12 protein-coding genes are annotated in these 12830 nt (G+C 44.9%); 4 read left to right on the forward strand and 8 right to left on the reverse strand.

From position 1 onward, the window contains the following. Nucleotides 1–86: 86 nt before the first annotated feature. Nucleotides 87–1427 (reverse strand): hypothetical protein, encoded by a 1341-nt coding sequence (locus tag ACLVWP_RS06720; protein ID WP_413560836.1) that lies wholly within the window; start codon nucleotides 1425–1427, stop codon nucleotides 87–89. A gap of 256 nt (nucleotides 1428–1683) precedes the next feature. On the opposite strand from ACLVWP_RS06720, the gene ACLVWP_RS06725 reads away from it, so the two are divergent. From ACLVWP_RS06725 to ACLVWP_RS06735, 3 genes are all read left to right on the forward strand, one after another. Further along, nucleotides 1684–2460 carry an OmpA family protein gene (locus tag ACLVWP_RS06725; protein ID WP_413560837.1) on the forward strand — a complete coding sequence of 259 codons (777 nt, stop codon included), beginning with the start codon at nucleotides 1684–1686 and terminating at the stop codon, nucleotides 2458–2460. Between the two features lie 141 nt (nucleotides 2461–2601). Then, the gene (locus tag ACLVWP_RS06730; protein ID WP_413560838.1) at nucleotides 2602–3621 is read left to right on the forward strand and encodes an NAD(P)H-dependent flavin oxidoreductase; all 1020 of its coding nucleotides are present in this window, start codon (nucleotides 2602–2604) and stop codon (nucleotides 3619–3621) included. A gap of 178 nt (nucleotides 3622–3799) precedes the next feature. Beyond that, on the forward strand, nucleotides 3800–5422 hold the full coding sequence (locus ACLVWP_RS06735; protein ID WP_413560840.1) for a methyl-accepting chemotaxis protein: 1623 nt from the start codon (nucleotides 3800–3802) through the stop codon (nucleotides 5420–5422). Here the strand turns inward: ACLVWP_RS06735 and ACLVWP_RS06740 are convergent. The 6 genes from ACLVWP_RS06740 to mbhE are packed head-to-tail and all read right to left on the reverse strand — an operon-like array spanning nucleotide 5419 to nucleotide 10720. Beyond that, the gene (locus ACLVWP_RS06740; protein WP_413560842.1) at nucleotides 5419–5751 is read right to left on the reverse strand and encodes a cation:proton antiporter; all 333 of its coding nucleotides are present in this window, start codon (nucleotides 5749–5751) and stop codon (nucleotides 5419–5421) included. The two genes, ACLVWP_RS06735 and ACLVWP_RS06740, sit on opposite strands and share 4 nt — an antisense overlap. Then, a complete protein-coding gene (locus ACLVWP_RS06745) occupies nucleotides 5748–6005 on the reverse strand; it encodes a monovalent cation/H+ antiporter complex subunit F (protein ID WP_413560843.1) in 258 nt (85 codons plus the stop codon). Before ACLVWP_RS06745 ends, ACLVWP_RS06740 begins: the two co-directional genes overlap by 4 nt. Then, nucleotides 6002–6349, reverse strand: coding sequence for a Na+/H+ antiporter subunit E (locus ACLVWP_RS06750; RefSeq protein ID WP_413560844.1), 348 nt, complete (start codon nucleotides 6347–6349; stop codon nucleotides 6002–6004). The genes ACLVWP_RS06745 and ACLVWP_RS06750 overlap by 4 nt, the downstream gene beginning before the upstream one ends. Continuing rightward, nucleotides 6346–7800, reverse strand: coding sequence for a complex I subunit 5 family protein (locus ACLVWP_RS06755; protein WP_413560845.1), 1455 nt, complete (start codon nucleotides 7798–7800; stop codon nucleotides 6346–6348). The genes ACLVWP_RS06750 and ACLVWP_RS06755 overlap by 4 nt, the downstream gene beginning before the upstream one ends. After that, nucleotides 7797–8084 carry a sodium:proton antiporter gene (locus tag ACLVWP_RS06760; RefSeq protein WP_413561569.1) on the reverse strand — a complete coding sequence of 96 codons (288 nt, stop codon included), beginning with the start codon at nucleotides 8082–8084 and terminating at the stop codon, nucleotides 7797–7799. Before ACLVWP_RS06760 ends, ACLVWP_RS06755 begins: the two co-directional genes overlap by 4 nt. Continuing rightward, the gene (gene mbhE, locus ACLVWP_RS06765; protein ID WP_413560847.1) at nucleotides 8084–10720 is read right to left on the reverse strand and encodes a hydrogen gas-evolving membrane-bound hydrogenase subunit E; all 2637 of its coding nucleotides are present in this window, start codon (nucleotides 10718–10720) and stop codon (nucleotides 8084–8086) included. The genes ACLVWP_RS06760 and mbhE overlap by 1 nt, the downstream gene beginning before the upstream one ends. 81 nt (nucleotides 10721–10801) lie before the next feature. Between mbhE and ACLVWP_RS06770 the strand changes: the two genes are divergently transcribed. Beyond that, nucleotides 10802–11722, forward strand: a complete 921-nt coding sequence (locus ACLVWP_RS06770; protein ID WP_413560849.1) for a universal stress protein — start codon at nucleotides 10802–10804, stop codon at nucleotides 11720–11722. On the opposite strand, the gene ACLVWP_RS06775 is transcribed toward ACLVWP_RS06770, so the two are convergent. After that, entirely contained in the window at nucleotides 11719–12570 is an 852-nt protein-coding gene (locus tag ACLVWP_RS06775; RefSeq protein WP_413560851.1) for a DNA/RNA non-specific endonuclease, read from the reverse strand. The genes ACLVWP_RS06770 and ACLVWP_RS06775 overlap by 4 nt on opposite strands. Nucleotides 12571–12830: the final 260 nt, after the last annotated feature.

Raw genomic sequence — 12830 nt, forward strand, 5'->3', positions numbered from 1 at the left:
GAGTGTAAAGCAACAAGGGTGCCATGGGAAGAACGAAAAAAGCCGCCCTTTTTAGAGAGCGGCTTTGGTTTGGGTGGGAGAGGATCTTACGGAGTCGTTTTTTCGTTGATCTCGCTCACTGGAATTACACTCAGTGTTTTGAAGCTAGTTAGAGGCATTTGTTTGTCTTGGCGTACTCGGTTGAAGTAGTAGTCGTTGTCTTCGTACATGTATTGGCGTGGGTCACGATCGTTACCGAACCACATGTAGAAGGCGTCGCATTTGCTTTCTTCTTCGCCGCGGTCACAGTCTGGCCATGCCCATACTACAACCATTTTTTCGTCTCCAAGTTTTGAGTTCTTGATGCCCAATTTTTTCGCGTTTTCAGTGAATGAGCCTAAAGCCAAACCTTTTGCATTCAAAAGACCTTGCACCATTTCTCTAGATGGAGGCATCGCGGAACCAGCAGCTCTATGTTCACCGTAGTGGTAAAGGTGCACTGCAGAGTTGAAAGTCATGAATTGGTTCAACCAGATCACTTCGGAAGTGCGGTCGTAGATTGTGTCACCATCCATCACAGACTTCATTGTTTTAGGCAAAGTGAAGAATTTATTTTCTGGGTACACAAGTGTCTCTGCTCTGATGGATGGGATCACTTCGTCTTTGTACGTTTGGACCATCTCTTTGTTGCCACGAGTTTGTTGGATGTCTGCCATCAGTGCCAAAGCCACAACTTGAAGAGAGCGGTATTTTTCCAATTGGTCGTTCACAATTTGGAAGTATGTGGAGTCAATCACTGGCATTTTATCGCGTTGAATTTGCGCAAATACTTTTTGCAATGGTTCAAGGTCAGAGCCTGGGGTGAAGTTACCGTGGATAGAAGTGATCAGTTTTTCACCAAGATCCAGGATTTTGTCTTCCGCAGCTTTGATGTTGGCAGCAATTCTTGCCGCTGCCGCTGGATCGATGACTTTGCCGTCTTTCATATTGGCCAGGGCTTGTTTGTTTTGGCTCAGAACCACGCGCAATTGATAAGAAAAGTTATCCCAGTCAGTTGTGATAGGGCGGATACCTGTTTCGTAGCGAGCAATTTTGATATCTGTTTCGATACGGCTCAGGCTGTTTTGAATTTCATCAAGACGAGCCATGACTTGGTTCAAAAGATTCAAAATTTCACTTTGTTTGTCAGTAACGCCAAGACCTTTTTCTAATTCACTGAAGATCTGTGCGCCCATGGCTCCCACGATTCCCGAAGCCAATTTTTCAGCAATCCAAGTTGGGATGCCGTTTGGAATTTGCAAAGACTGATTTTCTTGGTCACGGTAGTCACCGCGAGTATAGGGCGATGCATAGTCCACTTGAGCTTTTGCGTAAGAAGGGGCGATTGCGGAAGTAAGAGTTGCGGCAATCATCGCGAAATGGATCGATTTTGTTTTGAACATTTTCATAATGTCCTCCTATGCCAGATCACTATTGCACTGCCGGTGCCATTTAAATTGGGCTCCAAATTAAGCCTATTGGTTATGGGAAGAGGGGCTGCCGGGACTCCGACAGAGGGAAATGCCGGGAAATCAGCTCTGCCGAATCCCCGGCAGGTGGAATCTCATGTTGAAACACTGGACTAAATGCTTAAAATTCTTCCTTTTGTTGAGTCTCAGGTGAGGGGATTTAAAATGACCGTTCAACAACTCGGGAGAATTCAGAATGAAAAAATGTATTTTAGGTCTTTCCGCTATCGCTCTAGTTTCAGGTTGTGTTTCTAAAGGTAAGTACACGACTGAAATCAACCAACGCGACGAAGCTTTGGTTCAAGAAAAAGCAGCCGTGACTGCATTGACGGGCGAAAAACAAGCACTAACTAGCGAAAAGCAACAGTTGGAGCAAAAACTTATCGTAGTAACTAAAGACCGCGGTCAGTTGAAAACATCTTTGGATGAAATGAAGCAAGCGATGGCTGAAATGAGAGCTCGCCAAGCTGAAGAAAGAAAACGTCTGAAAGAATTCGAAGATCTTACAGCTCGTTTCAAAAAATTGACGGATGCAGGTACTCTTTCTGTTAAAATCATCGAAGGTAAAATGGTTGTGAGCTTGGGTTCTGACGTATTGTTCGGTTCTGGCTCTGCAAAACTTTCTGCTGCGGGTCTTGAGTCTATTAAAGAGGTAACGGCTCAGCTTAAAGCAATCCCAGGTAAAGTATACCAAGTAGAAGGTCACACTGATAACTTGCCAATCGCGACAGCGGCTTTCCCATCTAACTGGGAATTGGCTTCAGCTCGTGCATTGAACGTAACACGCGCTATGGTTGATGCAGGTATGCTTCCAGCTCGCGTTAGTGCAGCAAGCTTCGGTGACACTCAACCGATCCAAGCTAACGATACAGCTGAAGGTAAAGCAGCAAATCGTCGTATCGCGATCGTAGTTGTTCCAGATCTTTCAACTATGCCAGGTTACGATGAATTGAATAAATTGAGCTCTAAATAAGAGTTTCGATAAATAGATTCAAAATAAAAAGGGAGCCCCGCGGCTCCCTTTTTTATTTTTAAAACACCATTCCAATATGAAGTAAGGCAAAGGTCGGGGTTTTTGATTGTTTTCCGTGAGGGGCGGGAGCAGCATGGGGGTATGAAGAGATTGAATCTTAAATACCCTTTGATTGTGGCGCCGATGGCGGGTGGGCCAAGCTCTCCGGAGCTTGTGGTGACATCTTGTGAGGCTGGTGCTTTGGGTTCGATAGGTGCTGCGTATTCAAATCCTCAGGCGATTGAGGAGTTCGTTCAAAAGGTCAGAGCTAGGACCAAGAAACCAATTGCGATCAATCTCTTTATCCCTGGACGGGAAGCCGTGGTTTCGGAAGAGCAGCTTTCCAAAGCTATCCAGGCGACTCAAACGTTTAGAACACAGTTCTCTCTGCCAACACCGAAACTTGCACCTCCTTATGAAGAAGACTTCGATGCGCAGTTTGAGACGGTTTTAAAGTTGAAACCCGAAGTGTTTAGTTTCGTTTTTGGTGTTTTAAGTGCTGACTATGTTAAAGCCGCCAAAAAGGAAGGCATTCTGTTGATTGGAACTGCTACGACCGTTGATGAAGCTCAGACTCTTCAAGACTCAGGTGTTGATGCGATCACTCTACAAGGAGTTGAAGCGGGTGGACATCGTGGGGTTTTCGATCCGGATCGTGAAGACCCCAATGTGGGAATTTCGGAGTTGCTTAAGCAATCACGAAGTAAAATTCAAATACCGTTGATTGCCGCTGGTGGAATTATGACGGCGCAAGATGTGAAATCAATTCTCTCACAAGGAGCTGATGCCGTACAAATCGGAACGGCATTTTTGGCATGCCAAGAGGCTGGAACATCACAACCGTATCGCATGGCTCTTGGAGCTGAGCGCGAAACAAAATTGACTCGAGCGTTTTCAGGACGCCTCGCCCGAGGAATCATCAACTCATTCATGAAAGAGTTAGATCAAAATCCAACTGCGATTCTGCCGTTCCAAGCACAGAACAAATTCACCCGCGATATTCGCGCAGCTTCCGCCAAAGAGAACTCTGCAGAGTGTTTGTCTTTGTGGGCCGGGACTGGTGACGGAGAGCTTTGGACGGGAAGTGCCGTGGATCTAATTGAGTCACTATTCCAGACGTAAACTAATTCTTACTCAGAGACAAAAGCCGAGAGCTCACCGATGCTTGCGCGAATGTGTCTCAAAAGCATTCACCGGGATGTGAGTAATTTGAATGATCCTTTATTTCACTCAAGAAATGTTGAGCTCCTAACGATACATCTATGGTTAGAAATTCATTATTTCCAATGGAGTAAAGTTCATGAGTATTTCGATTTGGTTTAAAGGGATTCGTGGCCGCTTGCTGTTTACAACTGTTTTGCCAGTTGTTGCCGTTGGCTTCATGACGTGGGTTGGTTTTTCGATCAGTGACAACCTAGGTAAGCGTCTGGATACAGCGTACGAAGTTACGATTCCTAATATGGATGCTCTGAGCGAGGCGATGGAAGCCCGCATGAGTATGGGATATAGAATTTGGATGGTCTTGGGAGTTGATTTGAAAGACTCTGAGTTCCGTAACAAAAATATCGAAGGTCTTGAAGGACATCTGAAAGACTTTAAAGATGCTCTAGCTAAGTATGAATCAGCACCTTTCTCTCCTGGTGAGTCTGAGCTTTATGCTCCGTTCAAGGAAAAGAAAGACAGATACTTCTCTATCAACGAAGAAATCATCAAGGACTTCAAATTAGCAACGCCTGAAGCTAATGAAAGAGTCATGAAATATATGAAGGGTGGAGAGTGGCAGACAATTGGTTCTATCGCTCGTAAATCTTTTGACGGTGTGACTGACTATTATGCGGCAGCTTCTGCTAAGAGTAATCTTGAACAAAAAGCAGAGCGTGAAAATGCGCGTATGTGGACAGGAATCATCGGTGGTGGTTCATGTGCAGTGCTGATGATCGTATTGATGTGGATCGCTCACAAACTTGCAAGCTCTGTTGGTCAGATCTCTCATAAAATTAGCGAAGCGGGTGCACAAGTGACAGCCGCTATCGAACAGCTTTCAGCGGCTGGTCAATCTCTATCTCAATCTTCAACGGAAGCCGCTGCTTCTTTAGAGGAAACTGTAGCAAGTCTTGAAGAGATGACTTCCATGGTGAATTTGAATTCTGACAATGCAAAACAAGCTGCGAGTCTATCAACAGTTTCTCGTGAGTCTGCAGAGCGTGGTTCTAATGAGATCCATATCCTAGTAAACTCAATGTCTGAAATCGCTCAGTCATCACGTAAGATCGAAGAGATCATCAACGTTATTGACGATATCGCTTTCCAAACAAATCTTTTGGCATTGAATGCAGCGGTTGAGGCGGCTCGTGCGGGTGAACAAGGTAAAGGTTTCGCCGTTGTTGCGGAAGCCGTTCGTACCCTAGCTCAAAGATCTGCTGAGGCAGCAAAAGATATCAACGGTTTGATTAAAGACTCAGTTGATAAGATTGATCGCGGAACTCAAGTGGCGGATAAATCCGGTGCTGTGATGGCTGATATCGTGACGTCAGTTAAAAAAGTATCTGATTTGGCTGCTGAGATCTCTACGGGATCTAGCGAGCAATCAACAGGTATCCAACAGATTTCTAAAGCGATGAATCAATTGGATTCAAGCTCTCAATCGAATGCGGCTTCTTCGGAAGAGATCGCATCAACGGCTGAGGAGATTTCTGCACAATCTACGCAAATGCAAAAAATGATGGAAGACCTTACGTATTTGATTTCTGGTGACAGAATGGCGAGTGCAATTCCAACGGCTCAAAAATCTGAAACTAAGAAAATTTATCAAGTAAAACCGGCTCCATCTAAGAGCCGTGCCCAAGCTTCCGCTGATTTCTTGCCTCTGGATGATGAAGAGGAAAGTGGTCGCGGTAAAGTTGGTAAAGTCTCTGGCTTCTAGTTTTTCTGCAGATCCTCTAGGTGATCATTTCTCTTGAGGTGAAGCGGGTACTTGCGAGAGTCTTCATGAACCCGGCAGCGGCTGATTAAATGGCTGCTGACGGGGATTCCAAAGCACAGAATAATAGATGATGCGAGCAATCCGATCGCAATCTCCAAATCCCCAAAATGCAAAGCTCCAGCAATACAAAAACACAAGGCACCCATCGTGGACGCTTTTGTGATCGCAGCCATGCGAGTGAGAGTATCTGGAAACTTCAAAGCTCCTAATGCCGAAATCAGAATAAGCAAGGTTCCCATTAAAAGGAATACTTGGACTGTTATACTCATTGCTTCCTCCGATTCTTCTCTAGGTAAAAGGCTAAGACTGAGGTTCCCACAAAAGAAAGTATCGATAGGACGATAGCTAGGCTCATGACGTGAATATCGTTTAAAAAGATCGCGATCAGCACGGCGGCTGCAATTAGTATCGCAGTTAGTAGGTCAAACATGACGACACGATCTGTTTGGCTGGGACCTCTTATGAATCTAATGGCAGCACAAACCACGGCGACAATAAGGAATAGAAATAAAACAGAGATCATCGGCCCTCCTTGTCGAAAATCTTGTGGAGACGATGCTCGAATCTGCGGCGTAAAGTGGCCACCAATTGATCAGGATCTGGCGCATGAAAAAAGTGAATATATAAAACCGAATTATCATGGGAGAGATCCACGACGAGAGACCCTGGTGTCAGCGAAATAATCATTGAAAACATCCATAAAGACGTTGGCGTCGAGAGTTCCGTTGGCATCCGAACTATAGCGGGTTGCAAGCCTCGGTTTGGACGAAACACCCAGGCCGCGACCTGGATAACTGCGACCATAAACTCGTAGGCAAAGATCACAGCTATTTCCATCAGGATTTTAATTTTGCCGATAGTTTTCATATGGAGTCCTCGTTCATGACGTCAGCAGCGAGTTGTTTTGCGATCTCAATTCCTGGTTGAGAGAAAGCTCCGACAAAAATAGATACAGCAGCCAGCAGAATCAGGGGCAGATATATCCACTTTCTGGATCTGGCTAACGGTTGAGAGCTTACTTCACTCGGTGCGGGTTTCCAGAATACTCCCACCCATATTTTAAGCATCGACATTAATGTCAGGAGGCTCACGGCTAAACTAATCAACACCGCAATCGTTTTTCCGTTTTGAAACAAGCCTTGGATTGTAAATACCTTTGCCCAGAAACCCATTAACGGTGGGATGCCAGCTAAGGACAGAGCAGGAATTGCAAACATCACAGCAAGCATTGGAGATTTTTGTAAAAGCCCACCAACTTTGGCGATCAATGTGCTGCCTTCCTGAGTTTCGATCGCGGAGACCACTAAGAAAAGATTTGTTTTAACCACCATGTGGTGAACCATATAGAACACGCAAGCAGCGATTCCAAGTTTGGTATTTAAGGTGAAGGCTAAAAGGATGTAACCCAACTGTGAAGCACTATGATAAGCCAAGATCCCTTTCATGTTTTCCTGAGACAACGCACCAAATACACCAAAGATCATGGATGCCAATGCGAGGATTTGCAGAGCTATTATAAATGACTGCGGCATCGTCTCGTTAAAAGGAGCCAGGATTCGTAAGAGGCCATAGATTCCAACTTTGGTGAGTAGACCTGAGAAAACGGCGACAACAGGTGTTGTTGTTAAGGGATATGAAGCTGGTAGCCAAAAATAGAATGGAAAGATCGCAGCTTTTATTAGGAAGGCGATGGTCAAGATACTGACACCCAAGAACAAAGCCGATGATTCCAAACTTCCAGCAAGACTTTTTAATTGCAGGAGATTGAGTGTGCCAGATCCGCTATAGATTAAAGAAACACCGGTTAGAAATATGAGCGACGCCAAAATATTGATCAGCGCATATTTAAAACCACCGGCAAAGGCCCGTTGTTTCCCGTGAGCAGTGACTAAAAAGAATGATGATAGTAGTAAGACCTCAAACCACACATACAGATTAAAAAGGTCTCCCGTCGAAAAAGCTCCTAGTATTCCGAGCATGAGGAAATGAAATAGGGGATAGTACCCGCGAAGTTCAGCTTTAATAATTTTTGCCGTCACCGAAGCAACGGCACCGCAGAAATAGACGAGTGATGACACGGCAATCAGGACAGAGCTTAAGAGGTCCACATGAAACGAAATTCCAAATGGAGGCTGCCAATTCCCGAAGGCCAAACTTTGTGCGCCTTGCGCATAGACTGTATCAAGTTGCCAAAGGCTTGCCACCAGGACAAGTAATGATCCCACAACGGCAAGACCACGTTGCCAGGGAAGAGTCTTCTGTAAGCAGAAACTCAAAACTCCAAGTAAGAAACAAATGGCAAGTGGGATTGCTATCATTCTTTCTCCTTGAGGTTGTTGATGTCGTTAATATTCTGATAGCGTTTGGCAAAGTAGGCCAAAACCAAAAGGACTGTTTGAATGGCAAGTCCAATAACAATCGCAGTCAGGATCAGAGCCTGAGGTAATGGGTCCTTCATCGGACCACTACTTAAAATAAAAAGATTGATGGCATGGCTAAGCATTAAAATGCCCATAATGGTGCGTAGCCACTGTCGAGAAAATAAAAGCCAAACACCAGCCGCAAAAATAATCGCAATCAGAAGCGAGCCTGCACTGATAATCAATGCTCCCTCCTTCCATTAAATGAGTAAGCCGTGCTAGTCACGACACCGATAATGACAAGATAAACACCGATATCAAAGATCAATGGAGTACCAACGCTCGGTAGGAAGGACAGCCATAAGCTTGTAAGGGGAGGCGTTCCCTGTAGTAGAGTGGAAAGAACTCCAGAGAAGAAGCATAACAAAAGCCCAATACTCATCCACTGGGTTGGAGACTTTAGTATAAAACTGGAGGCTCTTTGTTCACCAAATACCAACGCATAGAATGCAACCGCGATTCCATAAATAAGTCCCGCCACGAATCCACCACCGGGGGCGTTGTGTCCTCTGAATAAGATGTAAAGCGAGATGATCGAGAAAAGGACCATAAAAATCTGAGTGGCTTTGTCGATAATCGGCGAGTGATAAAATCGATCCGCAGTTTTTCTAACACGGGAAAATAGAAAGTATGTCCCTATTGCCGCGATACTAAGGACAGTGATTTCTCCTAATGTGTCGAGTGCGCGGAAGTCGACAAGTGTGACATTTACGACGTTTAAACCTCGGCCCAGAGTTGGAGCGTTCTCAGTTAAGTAGGGAGAGATGCGTGATGGAATTCGTCCCTTTTCAAGAATAGTTGCAATGACCAAGGCAAAGATAAAGCTCAGGCCAGTCACGATAACTCGCAAAAGTTGATAGCTGTGAGGTAGGGTTGTGGATGGGGATTTCATAAATCGCAGACAATAGACGAAGATCAAAAGCGAGACGGTTTCCACTGCGATTTGAGTCATCGCCAGATCTGGAGCGTCGGCTAGGAGGAACTGCAAACCAATACCATATCCGACCAAGCCAAGCCCCATTACTTGGATGAGTGTGTTGGTACTTTTTAGCAAGGGATAGAGTCCGGCGAGCACCATCGCCAGTGCAAGGAGCTGCCCCAGTGACCACGAGTTGAGTTGCCAATCAAAGAGTGAGTCAAAGTTATAGAATGAAAAAGCACCGACAAAGCCCCAAAGAATGAGGGGAGCAATGATCCAAAGCAAATAGGAAGTCAGTCGTCCATTTTGCAGGAAGTTAGTTGTTTGTTTCGTCAGTTTGCTGAATAGGAACTTTTGCTCTCGAGCTGGTTTGTCAAAACGAACCCAGAGCTCTAAATGAACTAAGTATTTGTAGAACTTAGCCGATAGGAATCCTCCCAAAAGAAAGGTCGCTATACTGAGGACCAAGCCCGCATTGAAGCCCGTCCATACTTTGAGTTTCAGCTCGACACCTTTAAAGAGGATCGATGATACGATGGGCATTAAGAAGTATTCGTTAATTTCGTCCAAGAAGAAATTTAGTATCCATCCGGTAGCGGCCAGGCACAGAGCAGGTATCCACATAGTGGGTTTTGCTTCACGCAGAATTTCGGAGTGAGGACGGGCGTCTCTTTTCGTGATCAACTTTAAGAGTCGATAGGCAACAACAATCGAAAGAGCCCCTGAGCCGACAAGCACAACGATCAGCAAAGCCCCAGGACCTTTTAGTAACAACGCGGAGGTGAGGAGGTATTCCTTGCCCAGGAATCCCAAGCTGAACGGAAAACCAATCATCGAACCCAGTGACAGAATCATGGCTGTCGAGGTCATAGGCATACGACGAATCAGATTGGTGATGTTATAGATGTTTCTGGTTCCGATCTGCTTATCGATATTTCCGACGCACATGAAGAGGCTCGCCTTGTAACAGCTATGCGCCAAAACATAGGAGAAAAAAGCCTTCCACGAGTATTCGTAAGGAATTCCTACAAGGATAAAGATCGAACCGAGAGCACTGACCGTTGTCCAAGCAAAGAGTTGCTTAAGGTCAGAACGTAGGAGTGACATTAAGAGGGCACCGAGTGACGTGATACTACCAATCGCACAAAGTAAAACCGTCCAAAGGGTCATACCTTCAAACAGGGGAGAAAAGCGCACCAAGAGAAAGGCTCCTAATTTTACCATGGTTGCTGAGTGGAGATAGCAACTGGCAGGTGTTGGGGCTTTCATCGCACCAGGCAGCCAAAAATGAAATGGAAACTGTGCTGACTTGGTGATTGCGGAAAAGACCATAAGTAGAATCAGCAGGACGCGATCGGAGCCCACAGCATCTGGCGAGGTTATTATTTCCGTAAGAGAAGTCGTGCCCGTATTCTGTGACAAAAGCAGCAAGGCACCGAGTAGAGCGAGACCTCCGGCGCCATTGACCAGAAGAGCTTGTCTTGCACTCTGACGGGTTTCGGGATCTTTAAAGTGAAAAGCGATTAAGAGAAACGAACAGAGGCCCGTTGCTTCCCAGAAAGTAAAAAACGTAAAGATATTGTCGCTCCAAAGAACGCCTAGCATGGATCCTGCGAAAAGAAAAAGCAGAGGAAAAAACTTTTTAGAGTCCTCTTTAGAAAAATAAGAGCCGGCATACATGCTGACAAAAAAACCAATCCCCATAACGATGCAGACAAAAAAATTGGAAAGACCGTTGTTGGGAGGAATCCAGTATTTATTAGTAAAGGGAGTTAAGGCTTCAGCAAAAGTCAGTGCGAACGGAATGACGAAAAGAACTTTCCAAAGTATTTTGGGAAGTCTAATTGCGAGAGGCGCAATACAAGCACAGATGAAGAATGCAGCTATCCACCACGTCATATGTCATGATTTCAAATTCGCGAAAGTGCTGTCAATTTGTTGATGTACATCAAAGATTCTGCGCAGATGTGATATTCTGTATTGAGTATTTGCCTAGAAAGGATTTTCGAGATGAAACGGGCTGTAATCGCTCTGAATCCCAGAGCATCAGAAAATGACTCTCTAAAAAACTTTTGCGAGCAAATTAAAATCCTTCAGGAGAACGGATTATGGGACGAAATATTTGTCTTATCTGTTATTCATCAAAGTTATTTTCCCTATTCACCGGACGATTATGACCATCGTCGTGAGAGGATTTTACAGGAAGTCCGTCAGTCACTGTACCGCGGGATTTCGGATAAAATCGATTTTCATGACGTGGACGTTTTGGAATGCCACTCTTCGGGAGATGAAGAAGTCGTTCGATTGATGGCAAGTTGGGTGATTAAAAAGCGCTCACAGGTTTTGGTTCTGGGTGTGGATATTAAACACATTTCAAGTCGCTGGTCATTGGAGGGAATTCCCGTCACAGCAGCGTTCCTTTCTCCTGTACCACTCTTAGTAGTCAATGTCAGGGAGCCCTTTGATTTTGTCGCCGAAAAGGAGCCCAAGGTTTTACTGGCTGTCGATGCAACAGCTCCACCAAGTGCCAAGGCTTTGCGGCGATTAACTCGTTTAGCAAAACCTCTTAAGGCAAAAGTTCACTTGGTGAATGTGACCAGAAGAAAAACAATGCCCGTGCTAACAGGAACGAAGACCTCAGAGTTTGATAGAGTGCGCGAAGTCCTCCACGATACGTCCGTTATTTTGCAGAACTTTGGTGTTGAGAGCATTATGGAGGTCGTTAAGGAAAATGAGAGTGTCGCAAACACCATCGCTGAATACGTTAAGAAAAATAATATATGGGTCGCAGCGGTCACTTCTCCAGTAAGAAGTATCAAACATCGCTTGGCGTTTGGCTCGACCACGCAAGCGATGCTGGGACATCTTGGTTGTCCCTTGCTTGTCTTAAGAACTCGTTAAAATCTGATACCCGTTAGCTTTTCAACTTCATCGACGGTAGTTCTATAGGCATTCCAATCGCCATTGTTGGATGAAAGGTTAGAGATAGCCAAACAATCGACATTCTCATTCATAGGAACGGCACTCCCATCGGCAAGAGTGTTAGGTAGGATGACGGCCAAAGCTGGGGTATCCTTTGAGATATCCTTCGCCGTCTGATTCGGCTCTAACAAGAAGACAATTTTAAAGTTTTTAGAAGGGACGGGGATATCTTTATTGGGACCGATGGCTCCGAAATTCTCATCATAGATTGGGCCGGCAATAACATAGGCCTTCTTATTTTTTAAAGTCACTAAGTCACGAGTATAGCGTTCCAGGTCTTCCCATAAAACTCGGTTTAAGAATGCTGTCTGAGGCAACATATTAGCCATTGTGAAAGTAGCCTCATTGTCCTTAGAGCTGTTGGTGCGATCCGCTGAAGGAACTTGGTGCCCTCGATCAAAGCATGTGCCTTTATATTCCGTGGATGTGACTGCTTTATATTGTCCGCCTTGCTTTGCTAGGTATTCTTCAAGCTCTGTATCTTGTGAAAATCCATTAGAGCGATCCGCATTGCCCATGTTCTGAGGATCTAATTCCCAAGAGGCCCAATTCGGTGAGCGTGTTGTCTTATTATATGAAATCACATACTGCTTGCGGGAGATAATAATCTCAGAGGCATTAGTGCTAGGCAGTTGGGATGAAACATTGATGTTCTTTTCAAGGGGCAATGAGCCGATGACACCCTCTACAACAGCGTAGCTAATAGAGTGAAATACCAGAATGGCTAAAGGAAATACTGTTAGTAGGTGTCTATTTATTAGTTTCATAAATATCTCTCCTTTAAGGAACTCGGTCGCAACTTATTGGAGCATCTGATTTTTGGGAAGATAAAGAGACTCAGCAGAAATTCTTATTATATAGAGACAAATTTGGCGTCATGGATTGCGCTGACTTCATTAATAACTCCAATTCACTAACTCATGGAATCTTACAGAAAGATTAGGAAGAGTGTTGTCACAAGAGTTTGTGGAATTTGCAAACACAGACGTCAGCTAAAAGCCAGAGGCAGTACAAGAGGGAAATGACA

Origin of the sequence: Bdellovibrio sp. HCB209, from assembly GCF_047306065.1 — a bacterium.
GTDB lineage: Bacteria > Bdellovibrionota > Bdellovibrionia > Bdellovibrionales > Bdellovibrionaceae > Bdellovibrio.